Annotated in this window: 18 protein-coding genes; all 18 read right to left on the bottom strand. The window is 72.7% G+C overall.

The genetic code is table 11. The features are described 5' to 3' along the window. Positions 1-6: 6 nt before the first annotated feature. Entirely contained in the window at positions 7-423 is a 417-nt protein-coding gene (locus NP064_RS03375) for a chemotaxis protein CheW (protein ID WP_227567921.1), read from the bottom strand. Further along, positions 420-2,879 carry a chemotaxis protein CheA gene (locus NP064_RS03370; protein ID WP_227567922.1) on the bottom strand — a complete coding sequence of 820 codons (2,460 nt, stop codon included), beginning with the start codon at positions 2,877-2,879 and terminating at the stop codon, positions 420-422. Before NP064_RS03370 ends, NP064_RS03375 begins: the two co-directional genes overlap by 4 nt. Positions 2,880-3,048: 169 nt before the next feature. Continuing rightward, on the bottom strand, positions 3,049-3,345 hold the full coding sequence (csrA, locus tag NP064_RS03365) for a carbon storage regulator CsrA (RefSeq protein ID WP_227567923.1): 297 nt from the start codon (positions 3,343-3,345) through the stop codon (positions 3,049-3,051). Between the two features lie 63 nt (positions 3,346-3,408). Continuing rightward, positions 3,409-4,566, bottom strand: coding sequence for a hypothetical protein (locus tag NP064_RS03360; RefSeq protein ID WP_227567924.1), 1,158 nt, complete (start codon positions 4,564-4,566; stop codon positions 3,409-3,411). After that, positions 4,544-6,601 (bottom strand): flagellar biosynthesis protein FlhA, encoded by a 2,058-nt coding sequence (locus NP064_RS03355; RefSeq protein WP_227567925.1) that lies wholly within the window; start codon positions 6,599-6,601, stop codon positions 4,544-4,546. Before NP064_RS03355 ends, NP064_RS03360 begins: the two co-directional genes overlap by 23 nt. A gap of 142 nt (positions 6,602-6,743) precedes the next feature. Then, entirely contained in the window at positions 6,744-7,883 is a 1,140-nt protein-coding gene (locus NP064_RS03350) for an EscU/YscU/HrcU family type III secretion system export apparatus switch protein (protein WP_227567926.1), read from the bottom strand. After that, complete coding sequence (locus NP064_RS03345) at positions 7,880-8,653, bottom strand: flagellar biosynthetic protein FliR (protein WP_227567927.1); 774 nt, start codon at positions 8,651-8,653, stop codon at positions 7,880-7,882. Before NP064_RS03345 ends, NP064_RS03350 begins: the two co-directional genes overlap by 4 nt. Positions 8,654-8,658: 5 nt before the next feature. Beyond that, the gene (fliQ, locus tag NP064_RS03340) at positions 8,659-8,931 is read right to left on the bottom strand and encodes a flagellar biosynthesis protein FliQ (RefSeq protein WP_227567928.1); all 273 of its coding nucleotides are present in this window, start codon (positions 8,929-8,931) and stop codon (positions 8,659-8,661) included. Positions 8,932-8,933: 2 nt separating this feature from the next. Then, positions 8,934-9,776, bottom strand: a complete 843-nt coding sequence (gene fliP / locus NP064_RS03335; RefSeq protein WP_372456333.1) for a flagellar type III secretion system pore protein FliP — start codon at positions 9,774-9,776, stop codon at positions 8,934-8,936. Beyond that, positions 9,773-10,396 carry a flagellar biosynthetic protein FliO gene (locus NP064_RS03330; protein ID WP_227567929.1) on the bottom strand — a complete coding sequence of 208 codons (624 nt, stop codon included), beginning with the start codon at positions 10,394-10,396 and terminating at the stop codon, positions 9,773-9,775. Before NP064_RS03330 ends, fliP begins: the two co-directional genes overlap by 4 nt. Beyond that, positions 10,396-11,118: a flagellar motor switch protein FliN gene (fliN, locus tag NP064_RS03325; RefSeq protein WP_227567930.1), complete on the bottom strand. Its 723-nt coding sequence runs from the start codon at positions 11,116-11,118 to the stop codon at positions 10,396-10,398. The genes NP064_RS03330 and fliN overlap by 1 nt, the downstream gene beginning before the upstream one ends. Next, positions 11,118-12,062 (bottom strand): flagellar motor switch protein FliM, encoded by a 945-nt coding sequence (locus tag NP064_RS03320; RefSeq protein ID WP_227567931.1) that lies wholly within the window; start codon positions 12,060-12,062, stop codon positions 11,118-11,120. The genes fliN and NP064_RS03320 overlap by 1 nt, the downstream gene beginning before the upstream one ends. Before the next feature lie 153 nt (positions 12,063-12,215). After that, positions 12,216-12,731 (bottom strand): flagellar basal body-associated FliL family protein, encoded by a 516-nt coding sequence (locus NP064_RS03315; RefSeq protein ID WP_227567932.1) that lies wholly within the window; start codon positions 12,729-12,731, stop codon positions 12,216-12,218. 4 nt (positions 12,732-12,735) lie between these two features. Then, positions 12,736-13,638, bottom strand: coding sequence for a flagellar motor protein MotB (locus NP064_RS03310; RefSeq protein ID WP_227567933.1), 903 nt, complete (start codon positions 13,636-13,638; stop codon positions 12,736-12,738). Then, positions 13,635-14,402, bottom strand: coding sequence for a motility protein A (locus NP064_RS03305; protein ID WP_227567934.1), 768 nt, complete (start codon positions 14,400-14,402; stop codon positions 13,635-13,637). Before NP064_RS03305 ends, NP064_RS03310 begins: the two co-directional genes overlap by 4 nt. Continuing rightward, the gene (locus NP064_RS03300; RefSeq protein ID WP_227567935.1) at positions 14,402-14,698 is read right to left on the bottom strand and encodes a flagellar FlbD family protein; all 297 of its coding nucleotides are present in this window, start codon (positions 14,696-14,698) and stop codon (positions 14,402-14,404) included. The genes NP064_RS03305 and NP064_RS03300 overlap by 1 nt, the downstream gene beginning before the upstream one ends. 146 nt (positions 14,699-14,844) lie before the next feature. Then, a complete protein-coding gene (locus tag NP064_RS03295; RefSeq protein WP_227567936.1) occupies positions 14,845-16,023 on the bottom strand; it encodes a flagellar hook protein FlgE in 1,179 nt (392 codons plus the stop codon). Positions 16,024-16,053: 30 nt separating this feature from the next. Then, positions 16,054-16,503: a flagellar hook assembly protein FlgD gene (locus NP064_RS03290; RefSeq protein ID WP_255623478.1), complete on the bottom strand. Its 450-nt coding sequence runs from the start codon at positions 16,501-16,503 to the stop codon at positions 16,054-16,056. Positions 16,504-16,511 lie beyond the last annotated feature (8 nt).

Here is a 16,511-nt window from a genome sequence, read left to right as displayed (position 1 = left end):
CGGCTCTCAGGCCGCGGCGGCCGCGTCGACGTCCAGCACCAGGAGCAGATCGTGGTCGAGCTTGTAGGCGCCGAGGATCACGGACCGCAGGTGGACGTCGAGGGTGTCCGGCGGGGGCTCGAACGCCTCGGGGCCCACGTCGACCACGTCGCCGATCTCGTCGACGAGCAGGCTCACGGGCTCCCCCGCGACCTGCACCACGACCATCATCGGCTCGGCGCCCTCGGCGAGCGGCTCCAGGCCGAGCCGGGCGCGGAGGTCGACCGTGAGGACGACCTGGCCGCGCAGGTTGACCAGGCCGGCCACGCCCACGGGCGCCAAGGGCACCCGCGTGCGGGTGTGCGCCCGCAGGGCCTCCTGCACCCGGGTGACGGCGACGCCGTACAGGCTGCCGCCCAGAGTGAACGTCACGAACTGGCTCATCGGTGGGCTCCCACGAGGATGCGGCTCGGATCGGCGTCGTAGAAGGACGGGTCGGCGGCCAGCACCGCGCCGCGCACGTCCAGCAGCTCGGTGACCCGATCGCCAAGCACGGTCGAGCCCAGCAGGCCCGTGTCCTCGATGTCCGAGCGCCGGCCGGCGTCGTCGTCGACGATGTCGATGATCTCGTCCACGACCAGCCCGACGCTGCGACCGTCATGGGTGTACACGACGAGCAGCAGCTCGGCGGCGTCCGCGCCGCCCGCCCCGGGCACCCGCAGCACCCGGTCGAGCCGGGCGAGGGGCAGGATCGTCCCGCGGTACTGGATGACCTCGCGGCCGCCCACTAGCTCGACTTGGTCGGCGGGCACCAGCTCGAGGCGTGCGACCGACGCCAGCGGCATCGCGACCCGGCGCCCATGGCCGATCCCGACCACGAGCACCTGCTCGTGGGTGACGACCTCGACCTCGGCCTCGACATCACGGGCCGCGCGCGCGAGCTCGCCCTCGGAGGTCAGCGCCCGCCGCGCGATCGACTGGACGTCCAGGATGAGCGCGACGTGCCCGTCGCCCAGCACCGTGGCGCCCGCGTACACGCCGATGGACTTCAGCCGTGCGGACAGCGGCTTGACCACGATCTCCTCGGTGTTGAGGACGCGGTCCACGAGCAGGCCGAACCGCTGCTGGTCGGCCTGGACCACAGCGATCACGCCCTGCTGCTCGACGCCGGCCTCCGGGCCGGCGCCGACCTCGAGCACCCCGGCGAGGGACACGAGCGGCAGGAGCTCGCCCCGCAGCCGGTACACCGGCGCGGCGTGCACGTACTCGATGCCGGCCCGCGAGCGCTGGGTGTCGAGCGCCACGAGCTCGAGCAGGCTGACCTGCGGCACCGCGAACAGGTCGCCAGCGCACTCCACCGTCAGGGCGGGCATGATCGCGAGCGTCAGGGGGATGCCCAGGCGCCACACGGTGCCCAGGCCGACGGTCGACTCGACGTCCACCGCGCCGCCGATGGCCTCGATCTTGGTGCGCACGACGTCCATGCCCACACCGCGGCCTGAGACGTTGGTGACCGCCTCGGCGGTCGAGAACCCGGCGTGGAACACCAGGTTGATGATCTCGCCGGCGCTCATCGCGGCGATCTGCTCAGCGGTCCGCAGGCCTCGCTCGATCGCCTTCGCGGCGATCTTCTCCGGGTCGATGCCGCGGCCGTCGTCGGCGATCTCGACGACCACCTGGCCGCCCGCGTGGTAGGCCCGCAGCGAGAGCGTGCCCTTGGGCCGCTTCCCGGCGGCTGCGCGCTCGGCCGGGGACTCGATCCCGTGGTCGACGGCGTTGCGGACCAGGTGGGTGAGCGGGTCCTTGACCGCCTCGAGGAGGCTGCGGTCGAGCTCGGTGTCCCCGCCGGTCATCTCGAGCTGGACCTCGCGGTCGCAGTGGGCCGCCAGGTCCCGCACGACGCGGGGCATCTTGGACCAGACATGCTCGATGGGCTGCATGCGGGTCTTCATGACCCCCTCCTGCAGCTCGCCCGCGATCAGGTTGAGCCGCTGCGCGGTGCGCGACAACTCGACGTCCTCGCCACTGCTGGCGAGGCGGGTGATCTGGTTGCGGGCGAGCACCAGCTCGCCGACCTGGCGCATCAGGGCGTCGAGCAGGTCCACGTCGACCCGGATCGAGGAGTCGGCGACGCCGCGCGAGGCGGTCGAGTCGTCCGCGGGAGTGACGGGCGCTGCGGGAGCGGGGGGCGCACTGGGGGTGGCGACGGGCGGCACGGCGACCGCTCCTCTCTGGTGCGGCACACCGGGGGCGGCGTCCGTGGCGGGGTCTTCGGCGCCGGTGGGGACGCCCGACGGCTCCGCAGGCTCGACGGCGGGTGTGGCAGGCGCGGCGGCCGGCGGGACCGCTGACACGTCGGCTGGCGTCGCCGAGGCGTCGACCGGCGCGAGGTCCTGGTCCGGGGCCTCGCTCACGGGCGGCTCGGTGGCGGGGGGCTCAGCGGCGGCGGCCTCGGCGACTGTGGCCTCGTCAGCGGGCGCGTCGGCGACGGGCACGTCGGCGACCGGCGCGGCAGCGGCGGACCCGCCCCGCTGCAAGATGGTGATCGCGTCGATGACGTCGTCGACCGGGACTGCGCCCTCGCCGCCCGTGGCGTCGATCGCGGCGAGGATGGCCCGCACCGTGTCCACCAGGCGGAGCAGCAGATCGGTGGTCGGCCCATCCATCGCCCGGCGGCCGTCGCGGAGCTCCACGAGCAGGTTCTCCCCGGCGTGGGTCACCCGTTCGAGCTGGCTGAACGCGAGGAAGCCGCTGGTGCCCTTGATCGTGTGGACGGTGCGGAAGACGCTGCCGAGCAGCTCGCGCGAGCCCGGCGAGCTCTCCAGGGCGACGAGGTCCTGGTCGAGTTGGTCGAGGTTCTCATGGCTCTCCACGAGGAACTCGCGAACGATGTCGTCCATGTCCTCCACGGAGCCTCCTGAGGGTGCCTCGTCGGGGGCGTTCCACGACGTCGCCTCACTGATCGGCCGGGATCAGGCCGACTTGAGGGAAGTGGCCGCCGGGCGGCGGGTGATCCGGGAGCACCCCGCTGGTCGACGTCCGGCGCAGATCGCGTCGGGCCACGCAGGGTCAGTCCTGGGAGCCGTCCGGGCCGGGACCGACCGTGTCCTCGCTGGGCGCGTTCGACGGGCGCGGGCGGTGCACGAGGTCGCGCAGCGCGGCGACCGCGGCGTCATCGTCCACCGCGGCGCTGGCCTCGACGTTGGCGGCGGTGACGGCCTCGAGGATCTCCGCCCGGTGGACGCGGACGTCCCGCGGGGCGTCGATGCCCAGCCGGACCCCGTCGCTGCGGACCTCGATCACCGTGACGACGATGTTGTCACCGATCACGAGACGCTCACCGACGCGACGACTCAGGACCAGCATTGGTTCAGCCTACCCGCGCCGCGGTGGTCGCCCGTCTCGACGCCCCGTGCGGCGGACCGTCCGTCAGTCCCACCGCGCCCCCGCGTCCAGGCGGTCACTCAACACCGCGGCCCAGGCCACCCGCGTGGCGGGCAGGCCGTCGATCCAGGCGACGGGCACCCCCAGGTCCAGCACCGTGCCCGGCTGGGTGGTCTCGAAGACCCCGCGCACGGCGAGCACGTCGACCCGGCGGCGGGCGCCGGTCTCGGCCAGCCACCGGGCGCAGTCCCGCAGCTTGCTGTGCGCGTCCACGACACCGCACACCTGGTCGGGGCTGAACGCCTCGAGCAGCTCGGCCGCCTCGGCGCGGGAGGCGGCGTCGGGGCCGACCCCCAGCGCGACGACGGCCACCTGGTCGTCCTTCTCCGGCCGGCCCCGCCAGCGCCGCGCCGTCGCTGCCGTGGTCATGCGCCGCCCGTGGCCGGGCGCAGCCTCGCCGCGACCGGCCAGCACCACGCTCGAGGTGGGCTGCCCGAGCCGCTCGGCGAGCTGCACGGCCACCGCCAAGGCCTCGACAGGAGGGCCCACGACCACGACGACGGCCCCCGGCGTGCGGGGCAGCCGCGGCGCCACGGGCAGGGCCTCCAGCACCGTGGACAGCAGCACAGGGCCGGAGCCGGGCAGCCGGGCCAGATAGTGCTCGGGCACGCCGAGGTCGCGCAGGGCGTCGCGGTTGACGCCGGTGGTGCTCGACGGCGCCGTCGCGGGCGCCAACGGCTCGAACCGGCGCGCGGCAGGGGCCGGCACCTCGACGTCCGCGATCGCCTCGCCGCCCGCCATGGCCCGAACCTGGTCGAGGACGGAGGCGAAGGCCTCGGCGCCCGTCGACACCCGCGGCCCCGCCTCCTCGCCGGGGCCGGGAGCCACGCCCTGCCCGGGCAGGGGCGCGAGCGCCTGGCCGGGAGCGCCGGTCAGCCCGCCCACCTCGGCGGCGTCGGCCGCGGCGAGCAACGCCTCGATGCCCACCGGCTCGGGGTGCTGGCGCATCGAGCGAGGGCGGGTGTGCGGCTCGTCGGCCACGTCCACCGTCAGCTCATAGCGTTGCCGGGCGAAGAACCCGGCGAACCCTCCGCTCCGCACCCTCTCGGCTCGCACGATCCGGGCCGATGGACCGAACTCGGCGCGCACGTGCGCCATGAGCTCGGGCAGGTCGGTCCCCTCAAGCAGCAATCGTGTGGACACCGCTCACCACCCCGACGGTCTCGATCTGGACTCCGGCGCCGGTGACCTCGGAGTAGGACAGCACAGCGGTGCGCGTCTGGCCGAGCATCACCAGGCGGCGCAGCGCGGGGCGCAGCGCCGGGGCGCACACCAGCACCACGGGGTGCCCAGCCGCCTCGGCGGCGCCCACCGCCGTCCGGAGCTGGCTGAGGATGGACTCGAGGCGGTCCGGCTCCACGAGGAGCTGGGATCCCGACTCAGACGGCCGGAGCTGCTCGACGAGCCCTTGCTCGAGGGCCGGGTCGAGCGTGACCACCCGCAGCACCCCCTCCTGGGTGTGCTGCGCGGTCAGTGCCGGCCCGAGCGCGGCCCGGGCCGCCTCGACGAGGCCCTCCAGCTCGGTGCTGGTCTTCGCGCGCAGCGTGAGCGCCTCGTAGATCCGCGACAGGTCCCGGATGGCGACCTCCTCGGACAGCAGCCCCTGCAGCACGCGCTGCACCTCGCCGAGGGTCAGCAGCCCGGGCACCAGCTCGTCCACGACGGACGGGTTGACCTGCTTGACGCCCTCGGTCAGCACCCGCACGTCCTCCCGGCCGAGCAGGCGCGGCGCGTTCTGCGTGATGATCGACCCCAGGTGCGTGATGAGCACCGAGACACGGTCCACCACGGTGGCGCCGGCGAGCTCGGCGGCATGACGCAGCTCGGTGGGCACCCACTTGCCCGGCAGCCCGAACACCGGCTCCACGACCGGCTGGCCTGGCAGCGCGGCGAGGTCGTCGCCGAGCGCGAGCAGCCGGCCGGCAGGCGCCTCGCCGCGGCCGACCTCCACCCCGGAGATGCGCACCACGTACGTCGAGCGCGGCAGGTCCACTGAGTCGCGGGTGCGCACGGGCGGCACCACGATGCCGAGGTCCATCGCGATCTTGCGGCGCAGGCCCCGCACGCGGGTCAGCAGGTCGCGGTCGGGCCCGGCGCCCACCAGGTCCACGAGGTCCGGCGCCAGCAGGATCTCGAGGGTGTGCACGCGCATCTGCTCGATGAGCTGCTCCGGGGTGTCGCCGGCGGCGGGGGCCGCTGACGCCTGCGCCGAGTCCTGGGCCGCCTGGGCGTCACGGGCCTCGGTGGCCTTGATGCGCTGCGCCGCGATGAGCAGTGCCGCGCCCACGATGAGGAACGGCGGCTTCGGCATGCCCGGCAGCAGCGCGAGGGCGATGGCCCCGCAGCCCGCGATCGCGAGCGCGGACCTGGACTGCATGAGCTGCTTGGCCGCGACGGTGCCCATGTCGCCCTCGGCCGTGGCGCGGGTGACGACGATGCCGGTGGACACCGAGAGCAGCAGCGCCGGGATCTGGGTGACCAGGCCGTCGCCGATGGTCAGCAGGCTGAACCGCTCGAGCGACTCCCCCGCCGTCATGCCCATCTGCATCATGCCGATGGCGAAGCCGCCCACGAGGTTGATGACGGTGATGATGATGCCGGCGATCGCGTCGCCCTTGACGAACTTCGAGCCGCCGTCCATCGCGCCGTAGAAGTCGGCCTCCGCGGCCACGTCGGCGCGGCGCTTGCGCGCCTCGTCCTCGGTGATGAGGCCCGAGTTGAGGTCGGCGTCGATGGCCATCTGCTTGCCGGGCATCGCGTCGAGGGTGAACCGGGCGCCGACCTCGGCGACGCGCCCGGCGCCGTTGGTGATCACCACGAACTGGATGACCACCAGGATCAGGAAGATCACCAGGCCGATGACCAGTGAGCCGCCCACCACGAAGTGGCCGAACGCGTCGATCACCTGGCCCGCGTAGCCGTCCCGCAGCACCAGCCGGGTCGAGGCGACGTTGAGCCCCAGCCGGAACAGGGTGAACACCAGGATCAGGGACGGGAAGATCGAGAAGTCGAGCGGTCGCTGCACGTACATGCTGGTCAGCAGGATCACGAGCGAGGCCGTGATGTTCACCGCGAGCAGCACGTCGAGCAGCCCCGCGGGCAGCGGCACGACGAGCAGCAGCACGATCCCCACGACCCCCACGGGGACGGCGAGCTGGGCGATCGGACGGTTCTTCATGGGTGGGCCTTCCTGGCAGCGGGCGCTGCGGACTCAGCAGGTGCGTCAAGCGTGTGGTGCGCAGGGGCGCGGGCGGGATCGCGGGCCGGATCGCAGGGCGCGGAGGGCGCGGAGGGCGCGGAGGGCGCGGAGGGCGGGAGCCTCATACGACTGCCGCCCGTCGCCGCTTGCCGCGGCGCTCGGGCGCCTCCGGCAACTCGGGGGCGACGCCCGGCACGCGGTGCTTGCCGGTCGCCGCGCCGCGGCGGCGCAGCGTCATGACGAAGGCCAGCACGCGGGCCACCGCGGTGAACAGGTGCTCCGGGACCTCCTCCCCCAGCTCGCATGCGCCGTGCAGCGCGCGGGCCAGGGGCACGTCCTCGACCATCGGGACGTGCTTGGCGGCCGCCTCCTCGCGGATGCGGGTGGCGACCACGCCGGCCCCCTTGGCCACGATCCGGGGCGCGCCGGAGCCCGGCTTGTAGCTGAGCGCGACGGCCACGTGGGTGGGGTTGAGCAGGACGACGTCCGCGTCCGCGACCGCGGCCATCATGCGGTTGCGGCTCATGGCCATCTGCTTGGAGCGGATGGCGCCCTTGAGCAGCGGGTCTCCCTCGGTGCGCTTGTGCTCGTCCTTGACCTCGCGCAGGGTCATGCGGGTCTTCTTGCGGTTGCGCCGCATGACCACCGCGACGTCGGCCACGGCCAGCAGCACCCCGGCGACGATGCCCAGCTTCAGCAGTGTCGTCGCGCCGGACGCCGCCGCCCCGATGAACTGCCCGAGGGTCAGGCGCCCCGCGCCCATCAGCAAGGGCACCAACGACTGGACGCCCACGTACAGGGCCCCGGCCACCACCGCCGTCTTGAGCAGCGTCTTGGCGCCCTGCCACCACGTCTGCCCGCTGAACAGCCGCTTGATCCCGGCGAACACGTTGAGCTGCTTGACGTTGAGCTTGAACTTCTTGAAGTGCACGCCGCCTTGCGCGGCGGCCACGGCCACCGTCACGAGCACCACGAGAACGAACATCGGCGCGAGGGTGGGCAGCAGCGAGGCGAGCCCGTCGTCGAGGGCCGCGATGACCATGCCCTCGTCGGGGTTCGCGACGACGTCCCGCACCCGCGCGATCTGGGCCTTCGCCGCCTCGCCCGCGCCCCCGATCACCGTGGGCAGCATGATCGCCGCCGCGCCGAGCCCGATCCATGCCGACAGGTCCTGCGAGCGCGCGAGCTCGCCCTTGCGGCGGACCTCCTTCATCCGCTGCGGGGTGGCCTTCTGACTGCGCTCCTGGCCGTCGTTGCTCATCGGACCACCCCCAGCAGTGCCTCGACCGCGGAGCCCAGCAGCCCGTCGATGATGCCGGGCATCGCGAGGTACGCGAACGTGACGAACGTGAGGGTCATCAAGATCTTCAGCGGGAAGCCCAACGCGAACGCGTTCATCGCCGGGGACACCCGGGTCAACAGGCCCAGGCCCACGTCGGTGAGGAACAGCACCACGATCAGCGGCCCCGCGATCTGCAGCGCCGCCACGAACATCTGCGACGCGCCGTCGACGAGCGTGCTGCCGAGCTGGGCCATGTCCAGGTTCGCGCCGATCGGCAGGGCGTCGAAGGTGCGCGCCAGGCCCGCGATCAGCATCTGGTGGCCGTCCGACGCGAACAGCAGCACCACCGCCGTGTACTGGTACAGGCGGGCGAACTGGGCGCCGCTGGTCATGCTCATCGGGTCGAAGGCCGCCGCCATCTGGAAGCCGCCGAACAGGTCGATGAACGTGCCCGCGCCCTGCACTGCCGCGAAGACGAGCGCCACCAGGAAGCCCAGTGCCCCGCCGATCAGCACCTGCATCGCCAACGCGCCCACGAATCCCGCGGTGCTCAAGGACCCGCCCTCGACCGGCTGCAGGCGCGGGCTCATCGCCAGCGCCAGCCCCACCGCCAGCATCGCCTTGATCCGGCCGGGCACGGCGGTGTGCGCGAACGGCGGCGCGATGACCAGGAACGCCGCGACGCGCACGCCGGCGAGCATCACCAGCTCGACCGTCGCCAACGGCAACGTGACGCTCAGCGGGCCCACGCGCCTCAGCCCCCCACGAGCTGGGGGATGCGGTCGAACAGCTCGTGGGTGAAGGTGACGAGCTCGGAGATCATCCAGTGCCCGGACACGAGCAGCGCCACGGCGGCGGCCACGGCCTTCGGCACGAAGCTGAGCGTGACCTCCTGGATCTGGGTCACCGACTGCAGCAGCGACACCACGAAGCCCACCACCAGCGCCGTGATCAGCACGGGGGCGGCCAGCTTCGCCGCGAGGATCAGGGCGTCCAGGCCGATGTCGAGGACGGCATTCGTGTCCACCGTCAACCACCGCCCGCGTAGGAGCCGATCAGGGCGGTGATGATCAGTCCCCACCCGTCCACGAGCACGAAGAGCAGGAGCTTGAACGGCAGCGACACCATGATCGGCGGCAGCATCATCATGCCCATCGACATCAGCGCCGCGGAGACCACCAGGTCGATCACCAGGAACGGCACGAAGATGACGAAGCCGATGATGAACGCGGCCCGCAGCTCGGAGAGCATGAACGCCGGGATCAGCGTGAGCATCGGCACCGACGCCGGGTCCTCGGGGTTGGGCTGGTCCGCCGCGCGCGTCACCAGCGCCAGGTCGGCCTCCCGGGTGTGCGCGAGCATGAACTCCCGCAACGGCCCCGAGCCGACGTCGACCGCCTGCGAGAACGTCAGCTCGCCGGCCAGGTAGGGCTGCACGCCGATCTCGTTGACGTCGCCGATCACCGGCGCCATCACGAACAGGCTGAGGAACAGCGCCAGCCCGGCGAGCACCTGGTTCGGCGGGACGCCCTGCAGGCCCAGCGCGTTCCGGGTCAGCGACAGCACCACGAGGATCTTGGTGAAGCTGGTCACCATCAGCATCAGGGACGGCGCCACGGACAGCAACGTGATGCCGAGCAGCACCACGAGCGAGCTGCTCGGGGTGCCGTTCACGCCGTTGACGGACACCGAGATGGTGTCGCCGCCGGCCCCCGGCGCGGTCGGCGCCGTCGGGTCCACGGGGTCCAGCGGCGCAGCGTGCGCGGGGCCGCCGCCGACGAGCATCAGCACGACGACGAGCCCGGAGAGCAGCGCGGCGAGGGCGAGGAGCCGCCCCACGCCGCGTCGTGGGGTCGTCGCCGTCGAGGTCATCGGCGCACCGTGCGGTCCTGCAGCACGTTGATGGCGCGCCGCCACGTGCTGGGCGACAGGATCGACCCGTCGAGTGGGCCCGCCTTGGCCGTTCCGTGCGGCCCGTCCAGCGCCGGGGACGGCACGGCGGAGGGCTCGGCGTCCCCCGCCGCCGGCTCGCGGACCGCGTCGAGGCGCGCCTGGGCAAGCACGGCGTCGATGTCGAGCTCGGGCCGCGCGGCCGGCACAGCGGCCAGCAGCGGGGCCGCCGCGCTCGCGGCGCTCGCACGACGCGAGCCGGGCAGCGAGCCGCCGCCCGCCGTGCCAGGCGTCGAGCCCGAGCCGCCGGCGGCCAGCGACAGCCCGGCCGGGTGCGGCGCGGTGTCGGCCACCGGGGCGAGCTCGGTGAGCATCGTGACCTGCTGCTCCCCATACCCGAGGAGCAGGCGGCGGTTGCCCACCGCGAGCACGGCCACGCCCGAGTGCCGACCGAAGACCTGGCGGGAGACGACCTGCATCTCCGGGGCCGTCAGCTTGCGTCGGCCCTGCACCCCGCCCAGCTTGCGGCTCGCGAGCCAGATCAGCCCCACCACGCATGCCAGGGCCAACGCCACGCGCAGCACCAGGACGGGCCCGTCCATCAGGCGATGCCGTCCGATCCCGCCACGATCTGCGTGATGCGGATGCCGTACTCCTCGTCGACCACGACGACCTCGCCGCGGGCGATCAGCCGGCCGTTGACCATGACGTCCGCCGGGCTCCCCGCCGTCCGGTCGAGCTCGAGCACGGCGCCGGGCGTCAGCTCGAGCACCTGCCGCACCGGCAGGCGGGTGCGGCCCAGCTCGGCGGTGAGCGTCATCTCCACGTCGTAGAGGACGTGCAGCCCTGCGCGCTGCGTCGGGATGCCGGCCTCACGGGCCGGCACCGGCTCGGCGCGGATCCGCAGCGCGAACCAGGCGCGCGTGACGCCGTCGTGCGTCAGGGCGAACAGGTGCGCGTCGGAGGCCACGGCCTCGCCGGCGGTGGCCGTCGTCGCAGCGTCGAGCACGCCTGCGCCGAGCTCGGCGCAGGCTGCCTCGAGCGCCGGGCGCAGAGCGTCCGCCAGGGCCACCGGCGAGCCGGCGTCCGCCGCGGCGAGCAGCGCCTCGCGCACCGCCTCCTCCGCGATGATCACCAGGTCGGCGCTCGCCGACCCGACGAAGGACGCCACCACGGCGACCTCGTCGGGCGCGGGCAGCGCGCCGGGCTCGGCGGGCGTCGCGGTGAGCGGCGTGGTCGAGGGCAGCAGGCGGGCCACCGCTGCCGCCGCGTCGAGCGCGGCCGCCGTCAGCGTGCCGGCGGTGAGCGGGGGGGTGGGGTTCATCAGAGGTTCTCCTCGACATCGACGACCATGCAGGCGAGCCGGGAACCGTTGTTCCCGGCGGCGGCTCGGGCGAGCACGACCCCGTCGACGACCACGTCCAGCGGACGCGACGAGGGATGTTCCAAGGGCAGGACGTCGCCCACCGCGAAGGCCAGGACCTCCTGGGGGCGCACCGTCTTCGGCGTGAAGCGCACGGCGACCTCGACGGGGACGTGCTGCACGGCGAGCTCGAGGTCCTCGAGCGCGACGGCCAGGGCCCGGCTCTCCTCGGCGGAGCGGGTGTCCGTGCCGTCCCCCTTCAGCAGCCCCGCCAGGAGCAGGTCCGCGGGGAACATCAGCGTCGCGTGGTCCTCGCGCTCGCCGGAGCGCAGCGTGAACGACGCCTTCAGCACCGGGTCCGTGGCTCCCACGGCCTGCACGAACTGGGGGTTGTACTGCACCGACCGCACACTCACGTCGAGCGGCATCAGCCCTGCGAACGCGTAGCCGAGGTCGCCGAGCGCGAGCTGCAGGAGCTCGCGCACCAACACCATCTCGATCTCGGTGAGCTCGCGGCCCTCCCGCTCGTCGCCCTTGCCCGCGCCGCCGAGCAAGTAGTCGACCCACACCATGAGCACACCCACGGGGATCTGCACCACCGCCGTCTGCCGGGACTGCTCCACCGTGCACAGCACCATCGCTGTGGTGGTGGGAAGAGCCCGCACGTACTCGTCGTACGAGCACAGGTCCAGGCCGTCGAACGTCACCTGGGCGCTCACGCGCAGCCGCGCGCTCAACTGGTTGCCCCACTGGCGGGCGAACGTCTCGAACGCCATCTCCAGCACCCGGGCGTGCTCACGGGCCATGGTCATCGGACGCCGGAAGTCGTAGGCCTCCGGCTCCTGCAGTCGAGCGCGGCGCGTCGCGGCGCGAGCGGGCGCGTGCAGGGTCTCGTCTACTGTCACGCACGACCCATCGGCGGACTGCGCGCATTCATGAGCAAGCGATGCGCGCGGGTTCTCCGACCTGGCCCCTCATGGGCCGCCTCGTGGGCGGAGCGGTACGGCGCCCTCCATGGCGCCCCGACTTCACCGGCTCGCAGCCGGGCCGTGCTGGCACTACTGCGTCACGAAGTTGGTCAGGTAGACGTCCATCACCTCGCCCTCGTAGACCTCGACGAGCTGCTCGGCGAGCTGCGCCTTGAGCGCGTCCCGGGTCGCCGGGTCGGAGACCTCCTCCATCGAGCGCCCGGAGAACAGGGCGATCGCGACGTCCACCGCCTTCGACGGGTCGGGCGCCTCGTGGACGTCCGTGGTGAGCTGCAGGCCCAGCCCGATACGCAGGTAGTGCCCACCCGCCAGGTTGAGGCTCACCGGCTCGACCGCCAGCACCTCGCCGGGCGTCGGCGGCGGCGGAGCCGACGGCTCGGCGGCGGCCCCCCGATCGAACACCCCGCCCAGGTAGGCGGCGGCCGCGCCCAGCACGACGAGGAGCACCGCGCCGAGGACGAGCAGCTTGACGCGCTTGCCCTTCCCCTTCGCCGGGGGCTCCTCGGCAGGCTTGAGCCCTGCCGCGGGCTGGGCGTTCTTCGCCCCGATCTTGCTGCTGGAGATGACTCGTTGCTCGATGGGCATGGGTCTAGCCCTCCGTCCCGGTCAGGGTGGGAACCAGCACACGCACGGCTTCCGGCGCGCTGCTGAGGATGACGAGGTCGACTCGGCGGTTCGCGACGATCGCGTCCTCGCCCGGGCCGTCGACGAGCGGTCGGGCGTCGCCGTAGCCGACCGCCATGATGCGCTGCGGCGCGACGCCGTCGACCTCGACCAGGTGCCGCAGCACCTGCGTCGCACGGTCCGAGGACAGCTCCCAGTTCGTGGGATACCGGCCCGAGACCGGGATCGTGTTGGCGTGCCCCTCGACCGAGATGGACTCGGCCAGCGAGACGAGGGTGGGGCCCGACACGTCCAGCACCTGGCGGGCGGTCGGGGTCAGGACCGCGCTGGCCGCGGCGAAGAACACGTCGTCGGCGACCAGGCCCATGACGAGGCCTCGCTCGTCGATGCGGAACCGCACCGCGTCGCTCAGGCCGTTCGCCTGCAGCAAGCCCGCGAGCTGGGCTCGGACCCCCTCGAGGTGGGCGGCCTCGCGGCGCGCCGCCTCGAGCAGCACGGGGTCGACCGTCTCCGCGGGGACGCTCGACGGGTTGGCGCCCTGCGTGCCAAGCCCTGCGTCCGCGTCGACCATCCCGCCGGTGCTGGTCGCGGGCGCCGCCTGCGGGTCCACGCTGCCGCCGTCGAGCGTGCCGTTGCTGCCGTCGAGCACAGACGGCGCCGCGTTCGTGTTGAAGCCGGCGGCCAGGGAGTCGCGCAGCGCCACGTACTTCTGCTGGTCGACCTGGCTGATCGCGAACAGCACGATGAACAGCGCCATCAGCACGGTGATCATGTCGGAGTAGCTGATCAACCAGCGCTCGTGGTTGGAGTGCTCCTCCTCGTGGCCTGACGAGCGCCGGCGCCCGCCACGGCCGCGCGCCGAGCTCACGCCGCGGCCTTGGCGGCGGGCGACGCGGGCACGAGGCTGCGGAGGCGCTCGCCGACCAGGCGCGGGTTCGCGCCGGCCTGCACCGCCAGCAGGCCCTCGAGGGTGACCTCCATCTGCAGGCACTCCAGGTCGGAGAGCCGGCGGATGCGCGTGCCGATGGGCAGCCACACCGCGTTGGCGGAGAGGATCCCCCACAGGGTCGCGACGAAGGCCGCCGCGATCGAGTGGCCCAGCGACGCGGGATCGGCCAGGTTCTCGAGCACGTGGACCAGCGAGATGACCGTGCCGATGATGCCGATGGTGGGCGCGTAGCCGCCCATGTCCTGGAAGAACTTGGCGTGCACCCGGTCCTGGGTCCGCTTCGTGGCGATCTTGTCCTCGAGGATGATCCGCAGGTCCTCTGGGTCCGTGCCGTCGATCGCCGCCTGCAGCCCGGAGCGCAGGAACGGGTCGTCGATGTCCTTCGCGGCGTCCTCCAGGGCCAGCAGGCCCTCGCGACGGGCGCGGTCCGCGAGGTTCACCACGGTGTCGACCATCGCGCCCGGGTCGGCGGCCTTCGCGCGGAACGCCCGCGGCACCGCCGCGTACGAGGCGAGCACGTCCTTGACGGTGTGCCCGGCGATGCCCACGCCGATGGTGCCGATCCACACCAGCATGAGCGGCGCGGGAAGGAAAATGGACATCGGGTCGGCGCCCTCGATCAGCAGCGCACCGAAGATGGCGCCGAAGACGACGACGATCCCGATGATTCCGGCGGGGTCCATCAGCGACTCCTGGGTCGAAGGGGCACAGGGTGCGCAAGGGGGGCGTCGTCCTTGGACTCCTCGTCCCGGACGAGCTCGACTGTCGCCCTGGGCGACGTCTGGATCTCCTGCGCGCGTGCCAAGAGTTGGGCTCGGTGCTCGTGGATGAGGGCGATGACCTCGGTCATCGACTCCTCCACGATGTACTTGGACCCGTCGATGAGCGTGAGGATCGTGTCAGGGGCGCTGTCGATGCGTTGGAGCAGGTCGGGGTTCACCCCGAACTGGTGCCCGTTGAGGCGCGTCACGACGATCACAGCTGTTCCGTCCCTGGTTCAGTCCGACGAGCCCATCCGTGGGCCCTGTGCTGTTCTGATCGGCCGCTCTTCGGCGGATATGAGGCTTCCGGAGGCGACCGGGCCGTGGTGGTCGGCACACGGCCCGGTCATCCCCCGAGAGGAGGTCAGCGCTTGAGGTTGACGAGCTCCTGCAGCACCTCGTCCGACGTGGTGATCACGCGGGAGTTCGCCTGGAAGCCGCGCTGGGCGATGATCAGCGACGTGAACTCGCTCGAGAGGTCCACATTGGACATCTCGAGGGAGCCGCCCGCCAGGCCGCCCCGCCCGCCGGTGCCGGCCGTGCCGACCTGCGCGGGGCCGGAGTTGACCCCGGTGCGGAACAGCGAGCCGCCCGCCTTCTCCAGGCCGGCCGGGTTCGTGAACCCGCCCAGCGCGATCCGGCCGATGGCCTGCTTGAGCCCGTTGCTGAACGACCCCGTGATGGTGCCGTCGGCGCCCAGCGCGAACGAGAGCAGGGTGCCGGCGGCCTGGCCGTCCTGCGCGCCCGCCTTGAGCGTCTCGATGCCGGCGAAGCCGGTGATGGTCGAAAGGTCCACGTCCACCCCGCCGATCGCGAAGGTGGTGGGCGTGGCCAGCGAGCCGTCCGCGTTGAAGGTCAGCGCGCCGGGAGCCACCGTGGCGGTCCCGTCGGTGGCGGCCAGCGACCAGCCGGTGGCCGATCGCGTGAAGGTGAGCTCGATCTCGCGCTCGACGCCCGTGGAGTCGTAGGCCGAGATGGTGCGGTGCAGCACGGTGCCGTCCGCGGCGTCGGCGGGCAGGTTGCCCACGAAGCTCGCCTGGGTGGTCTGCACCGCGGCCATCACGGTGCCAGCCGGGACCTTGAGGTCCACCAGCGGGCTGTTCGTGTCGATGACGCCGTTCACGGCCGCCCAGCCCTGCACGATGGCGCCCTCGCCCGGCAGCACCATCTGGCCGGTGGCGTCGAAGTCGAAGCTGCCGGCGCGCGTGTAGAAGGTCTCGGGACCCTTGCGGACCACGAAGAACCCGTCGCCCTGGATCATCATGTCGGTCGAGCGCCCGGTGGACTGCGAGGCGCCCTGCGTGAAGTTGGTCGTGATGCCCGCGACGCGCACGCCGAGGCCCACCTGCGCGGGGTTGGTGCCGCCGGTGCCGTCCTGGGCGCCGCCGCCGTTCTGGAGCACCTGGCTGAGGGTGTCCTGGAACTGGACCTGGGAGGACTTGAACCCGGTGGTGTTGACATTCGCGATGTTGTTGCCGGTCACGTCGAGCATGGTCTGGTGACTGCGCAGACCGCTGATGCCGGAGAAGAGCGAGCGGAGCATGGAAGTTCCCTTCGGTGGAGGAGGCCTGCGTCAGGCGCTGGGCGCGGGGGTGGCGGGGGTCGTGCCGGGCGCCGTGACCGTGGCCACGGAGTCGAGGGACACCTCGGCGTCGCCGACCATCACAGTCGGCACCGAGGTCCGGTAGGACACGGACGAGACGACCCCGGTCTGGGTCACGCCCTCCGCGTCGGTGTAGGTGACCTGCTGGCCGACGAGGCCGGCCGCGGCCATCCGCATCTGCAGCGCGAAGCCCTCGCGCGAGGTCGAGGTCAGCTCGGTGAGCTGCTCCATGGTGGCGAGCTGGGTGGTCTGGGCCATCAGGTCGTTGGTGTCCATCGGCGAGCTCGGGTCCTGGTTGGAGAGCTGCGCGACGAGCAGGTTGAGGAACGCCTGCGAGTCGAGGGTGTTCTTGGCCGCCGAGGTGGTCGACCCGGTGGACGAGGCGGGAGCCGAGTAGATGGCGGACGCGTCGATGCTCAAGGGGTGCG

Origin of the sequence: Cellulomonas chengniuliangii (assembly GCF_024508335.1) — a bacterium.
In the GTDB taxonomy this organism is placed as follows: domain Bacteria; phylum Actinomycetota; class Actinomycetes; order Actinomycetales; family Cellulomonadaceae; genus Cellulomonas_A; species Cellulomonas_A chengniuliangii.
The sequence above is the reverse complement of the archived record's forward strand: the minus strand, read 5'-3'. Positions and strand labels throughout refer to the sequence as shown.

Bases quoted from the DNA above. Each gene is read 5' to 3' on its own strand.
- NP064_RS03375 (WP_227567921.1), bottom strand. From the start codon at position 423: ATGAGCCAGTTCGTGACGTTCACTCTGGGCGGCAGCCTGTACGGCGTC.
- NP064_RS03370 (WP_227567922.1), bottom strand. From the start codon at position 2,879: ATGGACGACATCGTTCGCGAGTTCCTCGTGGAGAGCCATGAGAACCTC.
- csrA (WP_227567923.1), bottom strand. From the start codon at position 3,345: ATGCTGGTCCTGAGTCGTCGCGTCGGTGAGCGTCTCGTGATCGGTGAC.
- NP064_RS03355 (WP_227567925.1), bottom strand. From the start codon at position 6,601: ATGAAGAACCGTCCGATCGCCCAGCTCGCCGTCCCCGTGGGGGTCGTG.
- NP064_RS03350 (WP_227567926.1), bottom strand. From the start codon at position 7,883: ATGAGCAACGACGGCCAGGAGCGCAGTCAGAAGGCCACCCCGCAGCGG.
- fliP (WP_372456333.1), bottom strand. From the start codon at position 9,776: ATGACCTCGACGGCGACGACCCCACGACGCGGCGTGGGGCGGCTCCTC.
- NP064_RS03330 (WP_227567929.1), bottom strand. From the start codon at position 10,396: ATGGACGGGCCCGTCCTGGTGCTGCGCGTGGCGTTGGCCCTGGCATGC.
- fliN (WP_227567930.1), bottom strand. From the start codon at position 11,118: ATGAACCCCACCCCCCCGCTCACCGCCGGCACGCTGACGGCGGCCGCG.
- NP064_RS03315 (WP_227567932.1), bottom strand. From the start codon at position 12,731: ATGCCCATCGAGCAACGAGTCATCTCCAGCAGCAAGATCGGGGCGAAG.
- NP064_RS03305 (WP_227567934.1), bottom strand. From the start codon at position 14,402: ATGGACCCCGCCGGAATCATCGGGATCGTCGTCGTCTTCGGCGCCATC.
- NP064_RS03295 (WP_227567936.1), bottom strand. From the start codon at position 16,023: ATGCTCCGCTCGCTCTTCTCCGGCATCAGCGGTCTGCGCAGTCACCAG.